The organism is Pseudomonas sp. PS01299 (assembly GCF_029960145.1).
Classification (GTDB): Bacteria; Pseudomonadota; Gammaproteobacteria; order Pseudomonadales; family Pseudomonadaceae; genus Aquipseudomonas; species Aquipseudomonas putida_A.
Window position 1 is genome coordinate 24,218 of record NZ_JASCPO010000003.1, and the last position, 19,927, is coordinate 44,144.

General features: G+C 58.6%; 19 protein-coding genes. 6 read left to right on the forward strand and 13 right to left on the reverse strand.

All coding sequences use genetic code 11. From position 1 onward, the window contains the following. Positions 1-16: 16 nt before the first annotated feature. Together QMX91_RS01665 and gabP are read right to left on the reverse strand one after the other, a co-directional pair. Complete coding sequence (locus QMX91_RS01665; RefSeq protein ID WP_134786408.1) at positions 17-1,108, reverse strand: GlxA family transcriptional regulator; 1,092 nt, start codon at positions 1,106-1,108, stop codon at positions 17-19. Positions 1,109-1,195: 87 nt separating this feature from the next. Continuing rightward, positions 1,196-2,596, reverse strand: a complete 1,401-nt coding sequence (gabP, locus tag QMX91_RS01670; protein WP_047597273.1) for a GABA permease — start codon at positions 2,594-2,596, stop codon at positions 1,196-1,198. A gap of 412 nt (positions 2,597-3,008) precedes the next feature. Here gabP and QMX91_RS01675 point away from each other — a divergent pair, with 412 nt between their 5' ends. The 3 genes from QMX91_RS01675 (at position 3,009) to QMX91_RS01685 (ending at position 5,598) form a co-directional block, all read left to right on the forward strand. Further along, complete coding sequence (locus QMX91_RS01675) at positions 3,009-3,485, forward strand: GNAT family N-acetyltransferase (RefSeq protein WP_134786407.1); 477 nt, start codon at positions 3,009-3,011, stop codon at positions 3,483-3,485. Positions 3,486-3,570: 85 nt separating this feature from the next. Next, complete coding sequence (locus tag QMX91_RS01680; protein WP_027611764.1) at positions 3,571-3,954, forward strand: helix-turn-helix domain-containing protein; 384 nt, start codon at positions 3,571-3,573, stop codon at positions 3,952-3,954. A gap of 576 nt (positions 3,955-4,530) precedes the next feature. Continuing rightward, complete coding sequence (locus QMX91_RS01685) at positions 4,531-5,598, forward strand: alkene reductase (RefSeq protein ID WP_134786406.1); 1,068 nt, start codon at positions 4,531-4,533, stop codon at positions 5,596-5,598. 92 nt (positions 5,599-5,690) lie between these two features. Here QMX91_RS01685 and QMX91_RS01690 read toward each other — a convergent pair whose 3' ends face one another. Then, a complete protein-coding gene (locus QMX91_RS01690; protein WP_282412156.1) occupies positions 5,691-6,740 on the reverse strand; it encodes a 3-oxoacyl-[acyl-carrier-protein] synthase III C-terminal domain-containing protein in 1,050 nt (349 codons plus the stop codon). Between the two features lie 455 nt (positions 6,741-7,195). Between QMX91_RS01690 and QMX91_RS01695 the strand changes: the two genes are divergently transcribed. After that, positions 7,196-7,867, forward strand: a complete 672-nt coding sequence (locus QMX91_RS01695; protein ID WP_202368202.1) for a lipopolysaccharide kinase InaA family protein — start codon at positions 7,196-7,198, stop codon at positions 7,865-7,867. An 81-nt stretch (positions 7,868-7,948) separates the two neighbouring features. On the opposite strand, the gene QMX91_RS01700 is transcribed toward QMX91_RS01695, so the two are convergent. After that, on the reverse strand, positions 7,949-8,218 hold the full coding sequence (locus QMX91_RS01700) for a hypothetical protein (RefSeq protein WP_098964028.1): 270 nt from the start codon (positions 8,216-8,218) through the stop codon (positions 7,949-7,951). A gap of 293 nt (positions 8,219-8,511) precedes the next feature. Here QMX91_RS01700 and QMX91_RS01705 point away from each other — a divergent pair, with 293 nt between their 5' ends. Then, complete coding sequence (locus QMX91_RS01705; RefSeq protein ID WP_103367089.1) at positions 8,512-8,754, forward strand: hypothetical protein; 243 nt, start codon at positions 8,512-8,514, stop codon at positions 8,752-8,754. Positions 8,755-8,804: 50 nt separating this feature from the next. Here QMX91_RS01705 and QMX91_RS01710 read toward each other — a convergent pair whose 3' ends face one another. Together QMX91_RS01710 and QMX91_RS01715 are read right to left on the reverse strand one after the other, a co-directional pair. Further along, positions 8,805-9,707 carry a bestrophin family ion channel gene (locus QMX91_RS01710; protein ID WP_007967141.1) on the reverse strand — a complete coding sequence of 301 codons (903 nt, stop codon included), beginning with the start codon at positions 9,705-9,707 and terminating at the stop codon, positions 8,805-8,807. Between the two features lie 164 nt (positions 9,708-9,871). Next, positions 9,872-11,158: a carbohydrate porin gene (locus QMX91_RS01715; protein WP_027611780.1), complete on the reverse strand. Its 1,287-nt coding sequence runs from the start codon at positions 11,156-11,158 to the stop codon at positions 9,872-9,874. Between QMX91_RS01715 and QMX91_RS01720 the strand changes: the two genes are divergently transcribed. Then, entirely contained in the window at positions 11,157-11,279 is a 123-nt protein-coding gene (locus QMX91_RS01720; RefSeq protein WP_282412157.1) for a hypothetical protein, read from the forward strand. The two genes, QMX91_RS01715 and QMX91_RS01720, sit on opposite strands and share 2 nt — an antisense overlap. On the opposite strand, the gene QMX91_RS01725 is transcribed toward QMX91_RS01720, so the two are convergent. The 7 genes from QMX91_RS01725 to QMX91_RS01755 form a co-directional block, all read right to left on the reverse strand. Beyond that, positions 11,264-13,669 carry a glucose/quinate/shikimate family membrane-bound PQQ-dependent dehydrogenase gene (locus QMX91_RS01725; RefSeq protein ID WP_282412158.1) on the reverse strand — a complete coding sequence of 802 codons (2,406 nt, stop codon included), beginning with the start codon at positions 13,667-13,669 and terminating at the stop codon, positions 11,264-11,266. The two genes, QMX91_RS01720 and QMX91_RS01725, sit on opposite strands and share 16 nt — an antisense overlap. A gap of 206 nt (positions 13,670-13,875) precedes the next feature. Then, on the reverse strand, positions 13,876-14,319 hold the full coding sequence (locus QMX91_RS01730; protein ID WP_282412175.1) for a TspO/MBR family protein: 444 nt from the start codon (positions 14,317-14,319) through the stop codon (positions 13,876-13,878). Positions 14,320-14,378: 59 nt separating this feature from the next. Then, entirely contained in the window at positions 14,379-16,568 is a 2,190-nt protein-coding gene (locus QMX91_RS01735) for an ATP-binding protein (RefSeq protein WP_282412159.1), read from the reverse strand. A 159-nt stretch (positions 16,569-16,727) separates the two neighbouring features. Then, positions 16,728-18,266, reverse strand: coding sequence for a cryptochrome/photolyase family protein (locus QMX91_RS01740; protein ID WP_282412160.1), 1,539 nt, complete (start codon positions 18,264-18,266; stop codon positions 16,728-16,730). 14 nt (positions 18,267-18,280) lie between these two features. Then, complete coding sequence (locus tag QMX91_RS01745; RefSeq protein WP_047597295.1) at positions 18,281-18,586, reverse strand: DUF6482 family protein; 306 nt, start codon at positions 18,584-18,586, stop codon at positions 18,281-18,283. Positions 18,587-18,600: 14 nt separating this feature from the next. Beyond that, entirely contained in the window at positions 18,601-19,311 is a 711-nt protein-coding gene (locus QMX91_RS01750; RefSeq protein ID WP_135295807.1) for an SDR family NAD(P)-dependent oxidoreductase, read from the reverse strand. Next, positions 19,308-19,850, reverse strand: a complete 543-nt coding sequence (locus QMX91_RS01755; RefSeq protein WP_202368197.1) for a DUF3833 domain-containing protein — start codon at positions 19,848-19,850, stop codon at positions 19,308-19,310. The genes QMX91_RS01750 and QMX91_RS01755 overlap by 4 nt, the downstream gene beginning before the upstream one ends. Positions 19,851-19,927 lie beyond the last annotated feature (77 nt).

Genomic DNA, 19,927 nt, shown 5'->3' on the forward strand with positions numbered 1-19,927 from the left:
ATTTGCCTCGGTTCATTCAAGCCAGATCGACACTCGCCATCATTCGAACGCTGGCAAACGTCGATTCGTTTCTCGCCTGATCGAGCGTTGTCAGTGTGTTGATCGATGATGGCGGCGTTATCCGTTTACGACTCATTGCAGAACCTGAGCGCTCGTCGCTCGGCGGCACCCCAAAGTGCTCGCGATAGCATTTTGAGAAATGCGGTGTGGAGGCAAAACCGCAGACATACGCCAGTTCCACGATCGACAGCGAGGTTTGCTTGAGCAGTTGTCGCGCGCGAATCAGCCGCAACTTCAAGTAGTAGCGTGACGGCGTGCATTGCAGGTATTTCTGAAACAGCCGCTCCAGCTGTCGGCGTGACAGATCGACGTATTCGGCAAGGTTGTCCAGCTCGATCGGTTCCTCAAGATTGGCCTCCATCAACGCAACGACTTCTTGCAGCTTGGGCTGATGCGTACCGACCACATGCTTGAGCGGTACGCGTTGATGGTCCTGCTCGTTGCGGATGCGCTCGTAAACAAACATCTCCGAGATGGCGGCTGATAACTCACGACCATGATCGCGGGCGATCAGGTGCAGCATCATGTCCAGCGGCGCTGTTCCTCCGGAACTGGTAAAGCGGTTGCGGTCGAGGGTGAAGAGGCTGGTGCTGACGTTTACGCGTGGGAAAGCTTCCTGCATGGCCGCCAGAAATTCCCAATGCACGCTGCACTCATAACCATCGAGCAATCCGGCTTTGGCGAGTGCCCAGCTACCGGTGCACACGCCGCCCAAGCGTCTGGATTGGCGCGCCAGGGCTTGCAGCCAAGTGGTGTGCTCACGGGTGATCGCGCTCTGGATGCCGACCCCGCCGCAGACAATCACCGTGTCCGCCACGCCGGGGTTGCTCCACGAGGCGTCCGGCGTGATCGGGACCCCGTCGCTGGCCCAGACCGGCGCTCCACCGGGGCTGAAGGTATGCCAGCGATACAGCGTTCGCCCCGACAATTGATTGGCCATGCGCAGTGGTTCGACGGCGGATGCCAGCGACATGAGGGTGAATTTATCCAACAGCAGAAACCCGACGGATTGGGTCTTACCGTCGGCCACGGAGGGGGTCGATGACATCGTGTCCTCACAGGAATCGGTCTGAGATGCAGGCGTCGGTCATTCCCTTGGTCTTCGCCAAGGGAATATCGGCTTCGGCGTGAACGCCTAGCCCACCGAGGTTGCGCGTGCCGCCGGGGCAGGGTGACGCGAAGTCATCAGGCCGATAAAGGAGATTGCCAGCGCCAGGCCAATGGTGGTGGTGACTTCGGTGCGGTGCTGCGGGGTGATCATCATGACCGCCAGCGCCGCGCAGATGAAGCCGATCACCAGCCACGTCAGCCACGGGAACAGCCACATGCGGAAGGTCAGCTCGACCTTGCGCTGTTGCAATATCCGCCGCATGCGCAGCTGCGACACCGCAATCGCCAGGTACACCAGAAGGGCAATCGCCCCGGAACTGGCCAGCAGGAACTCGAACAGCCCGGCGGGCATGAAGTAGCTCCACACGGTGATCGACGCACCCAGCACGGTGCTGGCGATCACGGCGGCGCGTGGCACACCGGCCGCGGAAGTCGCCTTCAGCGCTTTCGGTGCATCGCCGCGACGGCCCAGCGAGTACAGCATGCGCGAGGCAATGTAGATCGAGGAGTTCATGCAACTGGCCACGGCGATCAGCACGACAACGTCGACCATGAACTTGGCGTTTGGAATGTTCATGATTTCCAGGGCGCGCTGATACGAGCCCACCGAGGCCAGCAACGGATCATTCCAGGGCACCACGGAGATGACCACGAAGATCGACAGCAGGTAGAACACGCCGATGCGCCAGATCACCGAGCGGGTGGCCTTGGCGATGTTCTGCGCCGGGTTATTCGATTCGGCGGCCGCGATGGTCACCGCTTCAGTGCCGATGAAGCTGAACATGATCGTGATGAAAGCGCCGACCACCGCCGACAAGCCGTTGGGCGCAAACCCGCCGTGCTCGGCCATCAGGCCGCTCAACCCGCTGACTTCGCGGTCGGGCACCCAGCCCATCAACACGGCAAAACCGACCCCGATGAAGCCGATGATCGCCACAACCTTGGCCATGGCGAACCAGAACTCGAATTCACCATACTTGGACACGCTGAACAGGTTGGTCACCACCAACGCAATGATCGATCCCAACGCGAACAGCCAGGCATCGACCTGCGGAAACCATTGGTGCAGCACATGCCCGGCCGCCAGTGCTTCGATGGGAATCACCAACACCCAGAACCACCAGTACAGCCAACCGATGGTAAAACCGGCCCAGCGGCCGATGGCCTGGTCGGCGTAGGTGGAGAACGAACCGGTGTCCGGATTGGCCACCGCCATCTCGCCGAGCATGCGCATGACCAGCACGACAAGCAGACCTGAAAACAGATAGGCGAGCAGCACCGCCGGCCCTGCTGCGGCAATCGCGTGTCCTGAACCGACGAACAAACCGGCGCCGATAATCCCGGCGATGGACAACATTGTGACGTGACGAGGCTTGAAGCCCTGCGCCAATTGGCTACTCGAATCCATGGAGTTCGGGCTGATCATCGGTATTTTTATTCTCTGCTGATCGACATTTAAGCAATTGACCGGGCACACGACCGAGCACCATCGTTGCCTGCTGAAACTCCCGAAAGAAGCCCGTCCAACCGCCGCAGTTCTTATCAACCCCATGATCTGACCGGGATTGTTTTGATAGGAAGACACGGCACCTTAGCCGGCCTTGCTGCCGATTCAATAGCCTGATTGCGCCATGATCGTGTCTGATATCGACATGTGAATACCATCAGGTCGTATTGGAGACCTGTCGGTCACGCAAGGCTCTGGCAATCAAAACCCAGATTGACCAAGTCATGTTCGTTTTTGAGATGGGGCCTGAATTCGACGGTGAAGCCAAACTGGGCCCCACAAGTCAGGCTCTCTATACTGGCCTTCCAGGATGGTAAATAGAGCACAACCTATGCCCGTCGCACCCAATCAAAATTCCCCGGTCATTTTGGTCCCGGCTCAACCAAGCGACGTGGAAAATCTTGTAGCCATTCGAATTGAGGCCATGCGCGAAAGTCTGGAGCGTGTCGGGCGATTTGATCCGGTGCGTGCGCGTGAGCGGTTTCTTGGCGGTTTTGACGCTCGCAACACACGCTATATCGAGGTATCTGGAGAGAGGGTTGGTTTTGTAGTGGTCAAGCATCACCACAATGAACTCTTGCTCGACCACTTGTATGTGAGACCGAGCGCGCAAGGATCAGGTGTAGGGGCTGCTGTTCTCACTCAGATTTTCAAAGAGGCGGATGCGGCTGCGCTCCCTGTTAAAGTTGGCGCTCTCAAAGAAAGTGCTTCGAATCGCTTTTATACCCGCCATGGCTTCCAATTCACCGAAAGCAGTGAATTCGACAATTATTATGTGCGTCAGAGTGTTCCGGCGAAACAACGGTAGAAAGCGTTCTCAGGCTCGGTATATCCAGTAAACTTGGCGTCAATCTCGCGCCTTAGAGCGCCTGGGTATACAGAAGGAAACCGCCATGCTTGAACTCGAACCGCTGTGCTTCTCGTCCGACTGCCCTAGCCGGGCTTTATTCGAGCAGATCGCTGATAAATGGTCGATGATGGTATTAGCCGTGCTTGATGACGGTCCGCAACGCTTCAACGCGATCCGTCGTCGCCTGCAAGGCGTCACCCAAAAAGCGCTCACGCAATGTCTGCGCCGGCTGGAGCGCAACGGCCTGGTATCGCGCGAGGTGATTTCGCTTTCGCCAGTCGCGGTGCAGTACCAAATCACGCCGCTGGGCCGCACGCTGCAACAACCTTTTCGAGCACTGCATGAATGGACGCTCGCCAAGTTGCCGGAGGTTGATGCTGCCCGGCAGAAGTTCGACGCCGCTGCAATCGGACCAACAAGTACGTAGGGAAGGTTGCTTCACTGGATTACTTGAACGCGTTGTCGGCCGCCCATGCTGCGCTTCGGAACTTGTCATCCGATGGCTTGAAAAACACCGAAGATCTCAATCGAACCAGCGCGATCATGTAAGCATGAAACTCTGCCAACACTTTTGTTGTTGGCAGTGCGCTGGTTTTTGCCTTTCAACCGCGGGCAATCAATCTCGATACCTGCTTCAAACGAACCTTCACATCGATTGCTCAGGCCGTTCGATCATGAACGCAGAGCGTCCTGCTCTTGCGCGCGAGGCCCCTGTATACGGCTCGCCAGCCCCTACGCCGCCGACCATTTCCTGACGGTAGGTATCCTCAGACCTACCAGGTGTACGAACGGTGCCTAATTGACGCCAGGTTTATTATTGATACCTTGTCGACTGTCCTCATTTGAGGGAAGCGGTCCGAACCGGACCCTTCGTTCGCCACTCTTGCCGGCGGCTTGCAGCCAGCCAATCGAGCATCCAACAGAAGCATTTCTTTGGTCGAGCCGCACTTGAGAAATCGTTAGGCACGGGCGGACATTCAATAAAATTTATTCTGAGGAAAGTATGGGAAATTTTAAGCTTCTAACCCCCTTGAACAACGAAGAGCTCACTTTCAGAAATCGGGTGTTCATGGCGCCGATGACAAGAGGTCGATCCAAGGATCAGGTGGCCAACGAATTGACTGCGACCTATTACGCACAGCGTGCCTCGGCGGGCCTTATTTTTACCGAAGGCACCCAGATCAGCGCCCAGGCCGTCGGCTGGACGAATACCCCAGGGATCTATACGCCTGAACAGATTGCGGGCTGGAAGAAGGTAACTCAGGCAGTTCATGAAGCCGGCGGCCTCATTTTCGCCCAGCTTTGGCACACCGGTAGAGCATCTCATCCTGATTTTCATGGAGGAGAACTCCCGGTCGCGCCATCGTCAGTCCCCTTCAATAGCCAGGCGTTCACGCCAGAAGGCATCAAACCCTCGGTGACCCCACGCGAACTGACCATTGATGAAATCAAGTCCACCATTGCGGACTACGAAAAAGCTGCACAGGCCGCGAAAGATGCGGGCTTTGATGGTGTAGAGATACACGGTGCCAATGGTTATCTGCCCGCGCAGTTTCTGGAAGACGGCTCAAACAAACGCACCGACGAGTACGGCGGTACCATTGAGAAGCGGGCGAGGTTCTTGCTTGAAGCCACGGACGCTGCGATCAGAGTCTTCGGACCGGCCCGTATCTCGGTCAGGCTGTCGCCGCGCATTCCGTACAATGACATGGGCGACTCCAATCTCGAGCAGACCTACATGTACGCGGTAGAAGCGCTGGAAAAGAGAAACGTTGGAATTCTGCATTTCATGGAACCTGGGACTCTGCCGGAAGGCGCGAAACCCTTGGCGCCCGGGGCTCGCAAGCGGTTCTCAGGAATTTTCGTGTTGAATGTTGGTTATGACCGGAAGTCCGCGGAACAGGCCCTGCAAACCGGTCTGGCCGATGCAGTCACATTTGGCACGCTGTTCATCAGCAACCCTGATCTGCCGGAACGCTTCTTCCTTGATGCGCCGCTGGCTACTGCGGATGCCTCCACTTTTTACAGTGGTTCGGAAGAGGGCTATACCGACTACCCGCCGTTGGCCTAGAGATCGAAGCGCGATTTTCGTTTTGGTACCGACCAACAGTTTGATCATGGACGAGCAACTTGCCGCCTCACGACGGCAAGTTGCTTCAGGCTTTACAGAGTAAATGACAACGCAGAGAAGACCATCCCGCCACTGCCTGCCCAACCCATGCAAAACTGGTCTTTCTCGGCTTCGCCACGACTCATCGCATCGAAGATGCCGTAGGGGATGGACGCGGTAATGATGTTGCCGGTCTTATGCCCGACGTGGTGCAGCTTGTGATCAATACCGATCAGTTGCCCAATGTGCTCCCACATCTTTGGCGAACCGGTATGAATAAACACTTTATGAACATCTGCTGCAGAGATGTTTTGCAGATTGAAAACTTTTATCGCTTCATTGCGGCCATCTTCATGCAAGGCTGCCGCGTAGGAGTTGAATTGATATTGCCCGCCGGTCGGTGAAATACGCGGAATATCCTCCTCATTGCAGAACAATTTCCAGTCCGGCAGGGAAATGGTCGACAAGTCACTCAAGTCCGGCCGGTTGATGTACGAGAACTTGAAGTTGCCCGGGGCCTCATGACTGAGGATGGTGACGGTGACTGCTTCGCCAATGGTAAAACTCGGAAACTTGTAAGCCAGTTCCGCCGACGACTGCAAAGAGAAGTTCTTGGGCATCACCGGCCCGCCAGCAGACATGCCAAACTCCATATTGACGATTGCCGCATAGCGAATCTCGCCGGCCTGCATTTTGCTGTTGATGACATCCATGGCGGTCACCCAGCCGTTGCAGGCGTCCACCACATCAAAGTTTCTGCAGCTCAGGCCCAGCGCCTTGGCAATGAACGTACTGTTGGCCGGCTCGATGAACCCGCGGGTGACGTTCGGATAGATCAACAGATCCAGGTCGGCCTTGTCGATGTTGGCCTGAGCGAGCGCCGAGTTGAATGCAGTCTCCATCAATTGCATTGGCGTTTCGTCGGCGCCCAGCCAGTGGCGCGTGCCGCTGCCGCTTTTTTCAAGCAACTTGCTGATGGTCTTCAATGTTTTTGGCAAGTCTTCCTGGAAGGTATCTTTAGAGTGTTCCTCAACCAGGTTTATAACGTCCTGATTGCTGACAATGCGTGACGGGAGAATCCCGGACAACCCAACTATTTTCATATGACTTCCTTGTTGAAAGTATGCATCCGTGGGCAATGGCTGCGGATGAGCAAACCCTTACTCATCCCTGTAAGGAGCCACTGGCGGCAATACTTTTAGCACAAAGAAAACGCGGATCAAGGACGTTGCTCGTTATTTGCCTCAATCGAATTGAATCATGACCTGGGTCAATTTAACGGCTTTCAAGTTAATCGAAAAAACAGTCGGGCGGACCCTCGCGACGCGGTTGGCATCTGTGTTTGATGTCGTCGGCTATCGGCGAAAAGGACACACCTGAAGGGATAAACACCCCTCAATAGCCAATTTTCGTCACGTGGTTGCGTAAAAGCCCCAAGCTGGCCCTAAAATCCTCGAAAACCGAGGGAACTATTAACGTCCACCAACAGACTGAGCTGCTGTTGCGACCTTCATGCAAACGTCGCACGAAACGATTTCTACAATAAATGGAGCACACAATGGGCAGGGCACGCGATGAGTTTGATTTCTGGTGGGGTACTTCCGGGTCGTGGGTGGAACCGCCGAATGTGCGCCGCAGCGGCACCAGCGGTGTCCAGCTGATTGTTCAAGGTGACAAGACGTTTTTTGTAAAGCGCCAGACCGGCCATTTGTTCCGCAGTCTCCGTTACCCCACTGGCCGACCGACCGCATTGCGTGAAGGCGTTGCCCTTTCAAGACTCGAAGAGCTGGGCGTGAATGCGCCAAGACCGGTATTTTATGGCGCGAGAAAAGTCGACGGCGTATGGCAGGGTGTCTTGGTTACCAAAGACCTGGGCGGCTTCATCGATCTGGATACCTGGTATAGCCAGGGCGCTGCAAGTCTGTTGACCACAGAGCAACATCTGCGACTTCTTGAACGTTTGGCGCAAATGCTGGCGCGGATGCACTCGGGCAAATGGCAGCACGGTTGCATGCGCTCCAAACACATCTTTATCAAGGCGTCGATTACCGACACAGACTTCGATTTCGAACTGGCGCTGCTTGACCTGGAGAAGTCTCGCGGTCGTGTTACGGCAATGGGCGCGGCGCGTCACGACATTCCGCAACTCAGACGGCATTCTTTCTGGGATGAGTCGCAGTGGCAGCATTTCCTTTCGAGCTATGAGCAAGCCAGTGGTAGAACCCTGTAAGCAGGTGTGCAAAGCCATTGGTTAGAACAGGCTGTGGTGCGTGCTCAGCACATAAGTCACGCACCAGCCTCCTCTGAATAATTACCACTGACCGCTTCCGAGGCAGGCGATTATTTCCCAGCCACTGAATTCCCACCAGGAATAGCGCTCATCAGAGCAACTTCTGGCCAGGCTGGCCGTCTGGATTTCTCCGGCTTTGCTATGTGTTGCGAAAGGCGTGTTGATCGAGGCGGTCACCTGCTTGACCGTCTGTGGAGCAGTGATGGTGGTTGGATGCACGGCAGCGTTTGTGGCCGTTGCGGCGAGAGCGAGCGTCGCCGCGATGGCCAGAGTAGTCATGGACTTTTTCATGTTCGAATCCTTTCAGTTAGCTGACAGCGGGCTTATACATAGGCCCCGACCTGCCTTCTGAACAGATCGGGCATTCGCGTAATGTCACGCCAGAAAAGCCTATCACTGCGCTATCTCCAGAACAGTCGCACAACTGTGCTATTGACAACTTGTTGAACGGCCGGTCTTCGCCATGGGCGCTGGATCGAGTCAAATAATCTGAACCCCGCCCGAACGCCCACGCCTAACGATCAGCTTGTGTTCATTCGCACAGGCCCGGTGCCAATACCGGCACATTCCGAGAGGTGGTCAACGTGGCTAAAGACGAGAAGAAGAGCAAAAAAGACGATGCTTCGAAAGCCAGCAAGGACTTGAAAGACAAAAAGTCTTCGCCGGAAAAGAAATCAGCGGCAGCTTCGGCGCTTTCCAAGTCCTCCGACAAGAAAGACAAGAAGAAAGACGCCGAACCGAAAAAGTCTGCGAAAAAAGCCGATAGCAAGCCGGAAAAGGCCAAGGATGCTAAGAAGGCTGACAAGCCGGCGAAAAAGAAGAAGTAACACCTGCGACTCGCCAGGGCTTTACGCCCTGGCATCCCTCAGATCGTTCTTCAAGCCGTTTCTTCAACCCTGCGCGCATCCCCCAACGAATCACGCTGCATCGACTGCAGGTTTTTCTCGATGGTTTCGCACAGGGCTTCCATCTGGATTTGGTGCTCGCTATGGCGAAACGGGCTTTGCAGGTCAGTACCGATGCGTTCGATGGCCAGCAGCATGAAGCCCACCACCGTCGAGGCCAGCGGGGTGAACCAACCCAGCGATTCCACCAGCCCCACCGGCACAATCAGGCAGAACAGCGAGATAAACAGGCGCGGGAAATACACGTAGGGGTAGGGCAGCGGAGTATTGGCGATCCGTTCCATCCCGCCCTGGCTGTTGGACAGATCGACCATCGTCGATTCCAGCCGTGCCAGCCGAATGCTGTCCAGGCGCCCGGCCTTGTATTCCCTGGCCAGCAACGCCGCGGAACCGGTGAGGATGTCGTTGGCAAAGTTGTTGGTGGTGCCGCTGCGGGCGAATTCATCCGCCGGGATGAACGCGCGGACTTCCTCCGGGCAAGGCTGACCTTGCAGATGCGCGGCGAGGCAATTGACGTAGGCCACATGGCGGCGCAACAGCGTCGCCTTCACCGGGTTCACTTCGTTATCGGGATCATCCAGCAGCGTCAGCACCTGCCGGGCGAAGCTGCGCGAGCTGTTGATCATCATGCCCCACAGCGTCCGCGCCTCCCACCAACGGTTGTAGGCGCTGCTGTTGCGGAAACTGATCAGCACCACCAGCGCAGAACCGAGCAATGTCAACGGCATCAGCGGCAGGTTGATCTTGGCGTTGAGGAACAACATGAAGTCGACGGTGACGGCGATGTCCCAGAGCAACAACCAGAACAGCGACCAGCCCACGTAGCCCATGGTCTTGATGATCAAACGGTATTTTTTGACGATGGCTGCTTTCAAACGGAAACCTCGTGGCGAGCGGTAAGCGTTAACGCCCTAGCTCCGACGCTGGTTCGGGGGTAAAGGTTCGGTGTCGAGTGAGCTTCTTGGTTACGACAATTGTCAGGCAATAAAAAACCCGGTCATTACGCCGGGTTTTTTATTGCCTGCAGTTCTGCCAGACGTCAGAGCGAGGCTTTCACCTGCAAGCCAAACACCAATGCATTGTCGATGTCCTGCCCGGAAAACGCGCCCGGTTCGATGATGTATTGCATGTTCGGGCGCAGCGTCAGCCAAGGCGTGGCCTGGTAGCCGTAGCCGAGTTCGATCAACTGCTCGCCACTGTCCAGGTTCGGGAACTGCGTGCCATTGGCCATGGCAGCGTCCTGTTGTACGTCGCGGCTGCGCGGGTTAGGCACGGCGCGGCCGTAGCCCAGAGCGACGGTGTCACGCGGGCGACCTTCGAACGGTTTGTACAGCACCAGACCGGTGCCGTACCACTTGCTGAATGGCGAAGCCGCTTCGCTGGCCGCCGAGTATTGGCCGAACGCATGCAGGCTGCGGCCCTCGGACGTTGGCGAACTCCATACGGCCTGATCGATCAGCAGGTAGTGACCGCCACGGCCGGAGACTTCTTTGTCGCTGCCAATGCGTTTCACGTCGGAGCTGTCGTAGTAGTAACCGAGCTTGTATTCGCCAGGCAATTGGCCCGCGTGCTTGTACACCAGTTCGATCGGCACCACGGTGCCGGTGGTGTGTTTCGGGCCCAGATGCCAGGCGCGGCTGGAGTTGCCGTTGCTTTCCGGATCGACGTTGAACGCGGCCACGCGCAGTTGCCACGATGGCGACAAGTCGTATTTCACCCGCACGCCCAGGTGCGCGTTGGGGTAGTTGGTCCAGCCACTGCCGCCGGACATGTTCAGCGGATGGCCGCAGAAACCGGCGTTCATGAAGTTGCACAGAATGCCGCTGTCGAGGCCGCCGAGGTCGTTGCCCATGGCCATGTAACCCAGCTTCACGTTGAGCGCCGGGGTGAACAGACTGCGCTCATAGCTCAGTTCGGTCAGGCGGGTGTAGAGGCCGCCGTAGTTTTCCTGGATCGGCAGACGGTTGCCAACCAGATCTTCGGAGGCGCTGTTGCCGCGGCGGTCGTTGATGGTCAGCTGAACCTTGCCGGCGTTCTCTACGCCATACAGCTTGCTCAGGTCGAACTGCGCGCCGAGCTTGATGTTCTGCGAGTAACGGCCGGAGCGATGCAGGCCGCCGTCGGCGTTGTAAGCCATTTCGCCGGTGTAATCGCCGGTGAACTTGATGCCGTCTTCGTCCATCTGGTGGCGCAGGCCACCCCAGTCACCGGTCAGGGTGTTGCGGGTCAACAGGTTTGAATCGGTATCGGCGAAGGCGGGCAGGGTGGTGCAGGTCAGGCCCAACAGCACGCCGTTGACCCAGCCGTTACGAGTAAAACCAAACATGGAGATCTTCCTGCTCAAAGCTGTAGCGATATCGGAAAGCGGCGCGGCACCCTCAGGTGCCGCGCGCAAAAAGAAAGCGCCCGTGTTCAGCACGGGCGCTGCGGTTTACGGCAAGGCGTAAGCCATCACGTAGTCGCCGCGATCGGTCGACTGACGTGCACCACCGGCGGTGATGACGATGTACTGCTTGCCGGTCTTCGGCGAAACGTAGGTCATCGGGCCGCCCTGACTGCCAACCGGCAGACGCGCTTTCCACACTTCTTCGCCATTGGCGCTGTTGAAGGCGCGCAGGTAGAAGTCCTGGGTGCCGGCGATAAAGATCAGGCCACCTTGGGTCGACAGGGTGCCGCCGAGGGTTGGCAGACCGATCTTGATCGGCAGGTGCATGCGAATGCCCAAGGGACCTGTGTCTTCAACGGTGCCGACCGGAACCTGCCACGCGACTTTCTGGGTCTTCATATCAATGGCGGTCAGAGTGCCGAACGGCGGAGCCTGGCACGGAATGCCGGCCACCGACAGGAAGCGGTTTTTGTTGACCGCGTAAGGCGTGCCTTTGAGCGGTACCGCGCCCATACCGGTGTTCAACGCTTCGCCACCGGAGGAAGCTTGAGCCTTGTTCTGCGACGGGATCATCTGAATCCACAGACCCAGGCGCATGTCGTTGACGAAGATGAAACCGTGCACCGGGTCAGTGGAGATGCTGCCCCAGTTCATGCCGCCCAGCGAACCCGGGAAGCTCAGGGATTTATCGGTACCCGGCGCGGTGTACAGGCCGTCGTAACGCATCGATTTGAAATCGATCCGGCACAGCAACTGGTCGTACGGGGTGGCGCCCCACATGTCCGACTCAGTCAGATGCTGGGCACCGATCTGCGGCATGCCCACCGATTTTGGCTGGGTTGGCGAGTACGGTTCGTTCGGGATGTTCGCGGCTTTGACCGGGACTTCTTTAACCTCGGTCAACGGTTTGCCGGTGGCACGATCGAGCACGTAGATCTGCCCGGCCTTGGTGCCGATGACCAGCGCCGGAACGCTTTTGCCGTCCTTGGTGAAGTCGATCAGGCTCGGCTGCATCGGCAGGTCGAAGTCCCAGAGATCGTTGTGCACGGTCTGGAACACCCAGCGTTCATCACCGGTGGTGGCGTCCAGCGCGAGGATCGAGGCGCCGTAGGTGTGATCGAGTTTGCTGCGCTCGACACCATAGATGTCGGTGGACGAGCTGCCCATCGGCAGAAACACGGTGTTAGTCGCCGGATCGTAGGACATCGGCGCCCAGCTGTTCGGCGTGCTGCGCACATACGTGCTGCCGTCGGCCGGGGCCTTTTTGTCCTGCGGGTTGCCCGGGTCGAAGGCCCAGCGCATGGCGCCGGTGATCACGTCGAAACCACGGATCACGCCGCCCGGCATGTCGGTCTGTACGTTGTCGGCTACACGACCACCGACCACTACAGTGGTGCCGGCCATCAGCGGCGCGGAGGAGAGCTGGTAGTAGCTGTCCGGTACGTCACCGAGACCGGCCTTCAGATCAACCTGGCCGTTGTTGCCGAAACCCTGGCAGAACTCGCCGGTGTCGGCATCGACCGCGATCAGGCGGGCGTCGATGGTGTTGGTCAGCAGACGGCGCTGGCAATTGGCGGCCGGCGCCGGTTTGGCTTCGATGATGCTCGAATTGCTTGGTTGAGCGATGCTCTTGGTCGCATCGAAATAGGCCATGCCACGGCAACGCTGCCAGACTTTCGACTTAGCGTTGATCGCGTTCTTCCACAGCTCTTTGCCGGTGTCGGCATCCAGCGCGATCAGGTTGTTGTGCGGGGTGCAGATGAACACTTTGTTGCCGATCTGCAGCGGAGTGAGCTGGTCTTCGGCACCGTTGCCATCGCTCTCGGCGACGTCACCGGTGTGGTAGGTCCAGGCTACTTTCAGCTTGTCGACGTTGTTGCGGTTGATCTGGTCCAGCGCAGCAAAGCGGCTGCCGCCCTCGGTATTACCGTAGTGCGCCCAGTCTTTTTGCGCCTTGTCTGGCTCAACCGGGGTCAGGCCCGGACCAGTGCCGGTCGCGGCGACAGTCGGGTGCGCAACGAACATGTTGCCGGCAGCCACCGCCAGTCCCACGGCCAGGACAGCGGCAACGCCGTAAGCGCCACGACCCGGAACACCACCGTTGGCACGCTTGAGCAGCGGGTAGACCAGCGTCACCGCCAGACCCACGGCGCTGAACATGAACAGACGCGAGAACACCGGCCAGAACACCAGCCCGGCATCGCTCACCGCCCAGATCGCTGTCCCGACCAGAAACGCCGCGAACAGCCAGGCGCCGGCCGTCTTGTAGCGAGCGATCAGCAGACCGGAAACGGCCATCACCAGACCGCCCACGAGGAAGTACCACGACCCTCCCAGGCTGACCAGCTTCACTCCGCCAGCCGCAAGTGCCAGGCCGAGCAGGGCGATGATCACCCCCAGCCCGACCAGAATGAATTTTGATATGCCCGAGAGGCGTTGACTCTGCTTCACGTTGAATGTCCCGTTGAAATGAGGCGTGCATTATATAGATAGGTAACTACCTAGTTAAATCACTAATTCAGTAATGAACTGTTGTTCATTGCGAAATCCCCGTCCTGAGCGGGGACCTGCGCTTTCAAGGGCCTGGAAAGATATTTTGAATGCCTGGAAAACCGCATTTTTGTCAGAAAAAATGGGAGTTATGACAGCTGCCGTCATCAACCACGGTTATTGCGCAGAATCGAAAAATTCAACGCCGCCGCTACACACAGCCAGGCCAGATACGGAAACAGGATCAACCCGGTGATCAAATCCAGGCGCAACGCCATAAACACCATCACCGCGACCACCAGCCACAACAGCAGCAGAATCACCATGGCGGCGGCCACCTGATGCGCGCCGAAGAACACCGGCGTCCACAACGTGTTCAGGGCAATTTGCGCGGCCCACAGCGCCAATACCGTCTGACTGCCAGGAGTCAGGCTCAAGCGATAACCGGCCCAGGCCAGCAATAGATAGATTATTGTCCAGGCCACCGGAAACGCCCAATTGGGTGGAGTAAATCCGGGTTTATTGAGCCCTTCGTACCATGGCCCGGGTTTGAAAATCACCCCGGTAGTCGCCGCAGCGCCGCACGCGATCAGAAAAATCAGAAACGTCACCATTTTTCACTCCTTGGCCGCAGCCACTCTCTCTGGGATTACAGCGCCGCAACGGTCGCTCATTCGGATTTCATCGCCATCAGGTCGCTGACCCGCGCCACCAGGGTGTCGACGGCAAACGGCTTGGTCAGCACCTGCATGTCCGGGCCCAATTGACCGGCACCAATCACCGCGTTTTCTGCGTACCCGGTAATGAACAGGGTCTTCAGATTCTGGCGGATTTCCCGGCCGGCATCGGCCAGTTGCCGACCGTTCATGCCACCCGGCAAGCCGACGTCGGTGATCAGCAAGTCGATGTGTATGTCCGAGCGCAACATCTTCAGCCCGACCACACTGTCAGCGGCCTCTATCAAGGTGTAGCCGAGATCGCCGAGCACGTCTGTCAGCAGCGCACGCACCGTAGGCTCGTCGTCCACCACCAGAATTGTCTCGCCAGACTTGGGCAAGGCTGCCGGCGCGTTGTCCTTGTGATCCTGATTCGGCAGAGGCTCGCCATGGTAGCGCGGCAGATAAATGCACATCTCGGTGCCCTGGCCGACCTGCGAATGCACGCGCACCTGGCCACCGGACTGCTTGGCGAAACCGTAGATCATCGACAGTCCCAACCCGGTGCCCTGGCCCAGCGGTTTGGTGGTGAAGAACGGGTCGAAGGCCTTGGCGATGACATCGGCGGTCATGCCGGTGCCGGTATCGGTCACGCACAGGCACAGGTATTCGCCCTCGGGCATGTCCAGGGTGCGCGCCGTCTCGCAGTCCAGCGCACGGTTGGCCGTTTCGATGGTGATGCGCCCGCCATCGGGCATCGCATCGCGCGCGTTGATGCACAGGTTGAGCAGGGCGTTCTCCAACTGGCTGGCATCCACCAGCGTTGGCCAGAGCCCCGGCGCGGCGCGGGTTTCCAGAACGATGCTGGGGCCGACCGTACGCTGGATCAGCTCGGTCATGCCGGTCATCAGCGTGTTGACATCGGTCGGCCGCGGATCGAGGGTCTGGCGTCTGGAAAACGCCAGCAGACGGTGGGTCAGGGCGGCGGCGCGCTTGACCGCGCCCTGGGCGGTCACCATGTATTTGTCGACCTCATTCAGCCGGCCCTGGCTGATGCGCGCGCCCATCAACTCCAGCGCGCCGGAAATGCCGGCCAGCAAATTGTTGAAGTCATGCGCCAGGCCCCCGGTCAGTTGGCCGACGGCTTCCATTTTCTGCGACTGACGCAGTTTCTCTTCGGCTTGCATCAGCTCTGAAGTGCGCGATGACACGCGCTGCTCCAGCGTATCGTTGAGCGCGCGCAACGCGGCGATGGCGCGGTCGCGCTCCGCTTCGACATTGCGCCGTTCCTCGACATCGATCAGCACGCCGGGAAAGCGCAGCGGCGTTCCATCATCGGCACACTCAACACGGCCGTTGGCCTCGATCCACTGATATTTGCCGTCTGTGCGGCGCACACGGTACTGGTGGGAGTAGGCGCCACCACGGCCTATGGCTTCGTTGATCGCGGTGGTCAGTCCATCCTGGTCTTCGGGATGCACGGTCACCATGACTTGTTCGAGGCTGAGCCCTTCGCGGCCCAGCGCCGGGTTGAGATCAAACACCCGGGCGAACGCTTCGTCCACGGCGAAACGATCGGTGAGCAGGTCCCAGTGCCAGGTGCCGATGATCGCACCGGCGGCGAGCGCCAGTTGCACACGCTCGACGTTCTCCCGCGCCAGCGCTTCACTGGCACGCAAACGCTCTTCGGCGTCGCGCCGCTGGGTGACGTCGTTGAACAGGATCGCGATCTGCCGGTCGGCCGGATCGCCGACCCGTACCGCGCGCACGTCGAACCAGCGTTCGAAGGTGTTGGCGTAATTTTCGAAGTTCGCCGGCTCTCCGGTTTTGGCCACATGGCCGTAGGTTTCGAACCAGAAGCTTTCCAGATTGGGCGCGAACTCGGTGACCCATTTGCCGCGCAGGTTGACCCCGCACTGGTGTTCGAACGCCGGGTTGGCTTCGACGAAGTAGTAATCGACGGGTTTATCGTCAGCGTCGAATTTGACCTTGACGATGGCGAACGCCGATTCGATGGTTTCCAGAATGGTGATGAAGCGTGCCTCGCTACGTGCGAGCGCATCCCGACTGGCTTGCAGTTGCGCCGCCATGTCGCGATCGAGGTCAACGTCCTGCGTGTCGACCAGGGTGCTCTGAAGCGCCGCGCGCAATCGCCTTACCTCTGACTCAAGCGCTTCGCGACTAAGGTGTTCAAGGGTATCCATGTGACCTGCTTTATTGAATGTTCAGGGGCTGGCTTCATAGAGCGCGTAGGCACAACGCGAGCAGTGAACGTCGCGCTCGCAGTGGACTCGAGCGCCAATCATCCGTTGACCGGGCGCGCTGTGCTTAAGTTTCACCACCCGCGCAAGCGAGCGCTCATTTCAGATCGATTCGCCGTTATCCAGGCGCGCCAACAGGTTCTGCCCGCGTTGCCACAGCGCCTCCTGCTTGGCTGGCGGCATGCGGTCGAGGTTCTTGTACATCATCGCCATGCGCTGATTGCCGCGCAGTTGTTCACCGTGGCGCATCAGAAAATGCCAATACAACGCATTAAACGGGCAGGCATTGTCCGCGGTACTTTCGCTGACCTTGTAGGCGCAGCTTCGGCAGTAGTCGGACATGCGATTGATGTATTGGCCACTGGCGCAATAGGGTTTGGAACCGAGGTAACCGCCATCGGCATGCATGACCATGCCCAAGGTGTTGGGCAGCTCGACCCAGTCAAAGGCGTCCATATAGATCGCCAGATACCACTCACAGATCTGGCTCGGCGCGATGCCGGCGAGCAGGGCAAAATTACCGGTGACCATCAGCCGCTGGATGTGATGCGCGTAGGCGTGCTGCAGACTCTGGCCGATGGCCTGGCGCATGCAGTTCATCTGCGTCGCACCGGTCCAGTAGAACTCGGGCAGTGGCCGGTCGTTGCCGAATACATTGCCCAGTGCGTAGTCCGGCATTTTCAGCCAGTACACGCCGCGCACATATTCCCGCCAGCCGATCAGTTGCCGAATGAAGCCTTCGGCGGCATTCAGGGCAATCCTGCCGGCCCAATAGGCCGACTCGACGTCGCTGCACAACTGCCGCAAATCCAGCAGGCCAATATTGAGCGCAGCGCTGATGCGCGCGTGAAACAGAAACGGTTCGTCACTGGCCATGGCGTCCTGATAGTCGCCGAAACCTGCCAGACCATAATCCAGAAAATACTCCCACAGCGCCTGCGCGTCGGCGTGGGTGACCGGGTAGTTGAAGTCGTCGAGTGCACCGTAATGCTGACTGAAACGGGCCTTCACCAGCGCGAGCACATCGCGGGTGATCGCGTCATTATTGAAACGGATCGGGTAGGGGGCTTTCACGCCTTTGGGCAGGGACTTGCGATTCTCCGCATCGAAATTCCACGCACCACCCACCGGCGTGCCGTCGCCATTGAGCAGCAAGCGACTCTTGCGGCGCATCTCGCGATAGAAGAACTCCATGCGCAACTGCTTTTTGCCGGCGGCCCAGGCGGCGAACTCATCGCGACTGCAAAGAAAACGCGTATCGGCGTGCCAATGGAGGGGCAAGCCACAGTCCCTGATCGATTGCTCCAGACGCCAGTCCCCGCATTCGGTGACGTGCACTTCCTCGACCTGCAACCGCTGTTGCCAGCGGCGTAATTCCCCCGGCACCGAGCCGCTATTGTGCGGATCATCCAGGGTCACGTATTCGACACGAACGCCCTGGTCTCGCAGGGCCTGGGCGAAATGGCGCATGGCACTGAAGATCAGGGCAATCTTTTGCGGATGGTGCGGCACATGGCTGGCTTCTTCCATGACCTCGACCAGCAGCACGCTGTCGCGCTCGCTATCGAGCGTCTGCAATGAAGCCAGATCGAAGGACAACTGATCGCCCAGCACCAGGCACAACCGACGGTTCTGGTTCATTCACAGTATCCGTTTCATAACGGTGTGGTCAGCGAAAACGGAATCCGCAGCTCTTCGACGGGCCCGCTATCACGCCCGCACATTTCATCGTGCACGCATTGCTGCACCAGCACGCAGGGGAATGCCGGCACAGTCTGCAGCAGGTCACGCAGATGGGTGATTGAACGCAGATGCATCGGTTTGGCCGCATCGTCGAGCAAGGTGAACTGGCCGTGATCCAGGCGGATGCGGGCCAGATAAAAACCACCTTCGAGTGACAGCAGCTCCAGCTCACGTATTTCGCTGTTGGCCGCACGTTCGGTCAGGGTTTGCAGATTCATGCTTCACTCCTTGCCTACCAGGGCAGGCGTTGTCCATCGTAGGCAAAGAACTGGCCGCTGTCGGCCGCGGTCAATTGGTCAATCAGGTTGAGTAACTGGTCAGCGGCGACATCTGCCGGACGCGCGCTGGAAGCGCCGCGAAAAGGTTGCGACAAGCCCGACACGACTGTGCCTGGATGCAAACTCAGCAAGCGGCTTTGCGGGCGGGTGCGCGCCAGTTCGATCGCCGCCGTCTTGATCAGCATGTTCAGTGCTGCTTTGGAGGCGCGATAGGCGTACCAGCCGCCCAAACGGTTGTCGCCGATGCTTCCGACCTTGGCCGAGAGCATCGCCATCGCCCCTTGGGGAGCGAGCAGCGGCAGAAAATGCCGCAACACCATTGCCGGTCCCAGCGTGTTGACTTGAAACACGGCTTGCAGCGCATCCGCCTCGATCGCGCTGTAGCTCTTTTCTGGCTTGATCCGCTCACGATGCAGCAGACCCGCAGCGTGCACGATCAACTGATAGGGCGCTTCTGCGGCCAATTCGGTGGCTGCGCTGGCGATGGTTTCCGGTTGCTCCAGATCCAGCGCCGGAACGGTGTTGCGCCCCAGCTCACGAACGCCGGCACAGCGCGGATCCTGACTGAGCTGCTGGCAAAATGCGCTACCGATAGCGCCACTGGCGCCAATCACCAGTGCGCGATAACCATCGCCCAGGGAGGCCATACTGAACGGGCTGTTCATTGATTTTCTCCCGCGCCCTGGCGACGAAAGAACAAGGTCACCTGGCCGACTTCAACCCCGAGTTTGGACATGCTGGTGCGGTTGATCAGCGTGTCCTCGTCCATCTGGTACATCCAGTCGTCCATGCTCATTTCATAGGTCGAGCCATCAACTGGCAGATTCAGGCGATAACGCCAGTGCAGCGCATTGCCAGCGACCTGACCTGTGGCGACACCCACCACATCACCCGCACGCCCACTCCAGCGTCCCTGGCCCTCGGGCGTCAGGGTCCAGACGCGGCGTTGGCGCGTGCCGTCGCTGTACAGGAAGCGCTCATCGAGAATCAGGTTGTCGCCTTCACGATGGCTGACGATGTTGACCTCAAAGCGCTTGACCACTTCCCCGGAGCGCTTCTGAAACATCCCCCAGGCTTTCACGGGTTTGCTGAAAAAGCGTTGCAGATCCAGCGCCGGTTGCTGATCGGCATAGTGGCTGACATCCACGCTGCCGCAGCTTGCAACGCCGAGTACCAGAGCCAGTAAGAGCACAAGTCGGGCCATTGCCGTTCTCCCTGAGTGCACAGGTATGGGGGTGAAGTTGGGAATATCGTGCTTGTACAGTGGATTTATCGTGTACA

Coding starts and splice junctions, on each gene's coding strand:
- QMX91_RS01690 (WP_282412156.1), bottom strand. CDS start 6,740: ATGAAAATAGTTGGGTTGTCCGGGATTCTCCCGTCACGCATTGTCAGC.
- QMX91_RS01735 (WP_282412159.1), bottom strand. CDS start 16,568: ATGGATACCCTTGAACACCTTAGTCGCGAAGCGCTTGAGTCAGAGGTA.
- QMX91_RS01750 (WP_135295807.1), bottom strand. CDS start 19,311: ATGAACAGCCCGTTCAGTATGGCCTCCCTGGGCGATGGTTATCGCGCA.
- QMX91_RS01695 (WP_202368202.1), top strand. CDS start 7,196: ATGGGCAGGGCACGCGATGAGTTTGATTTCTGGTGGGGTACTTCCGGG.
- QMX91_RS01755 (WP_202368197.1), bottom strand. CDS start 19,850: ATGGCCCGACTTGTGCTCTTACTGGCTCTGGTACTCGGCGTTGCAAGC.
- gabP (WP_047597273.1), bottom strand. CDS start 2,596: ATGATCAGCCCGAACTCCATGGATTCGAGTAGCCAATTGGCGCAGGGC.
- QMX91_RS01745 (WP_047597295.1), bottom strand. CDS start 18,586: ATGAATCTGCAAACCCTGACCGAACGTGCGGCCAACAGCGAAATACGT.
- QMX91_RS01675 (WP_134786407.1), top strand. CDS start 3,009: ATGCCCGTCGCACCCAATCAAAATTCCCCGGTCATTTTGGTCCCGGCT.
- QMX91_RS01700 (WP_098964028.1), bottom strand. CDS start 8,218: ATGAAAAAGTCCATGACTACTCTGGCCATCGCGGCGACGCTCGCTCTC.
- QMX91_RS01665 (WP_134786408.1), bottom strand. CDS start 1,108: ATGTCATCGACCCCCTCCGTGGCCGACGGTAAGACCCAATCCGTCGGG.
- QMX91_RS01680 (WP_027611764.1), top strand. CDS start 3,571: ATGCTTGAACTCGAACCGCTGTGCTTCTCGTCCGACTGCCCTAGCCGG.
- QMX91_RS01715 (WP_027611780.1), bottom strand. CDS start 11,158: ATGTTTGGTTTTACTCGTAACGGCTGGGTCAACGGCGTGCTGTTGGGC.
- QMX91_RS01740 (WP_282412160.1), bottom strand. CDS start 18,266: ATGAACCAGAACCGTCGGTTGTGCCTGGTGCTGGGCGATCAGTTGTCC.
- QMX91_RS01720 (WP_282412157.1), top strand. CDS start 11,157: ATGGAGATCTTCCTGCTCAAAGCTGTAGCGATATCGGAAAGCGGCGCG.
- QMX91_RS01685 (WP_134786406.1), top strand. CDS start 4,531: ATGGGAAATTTTAAGCTTCTAACCCCCTTGAACAACGAAGAGCTCACT.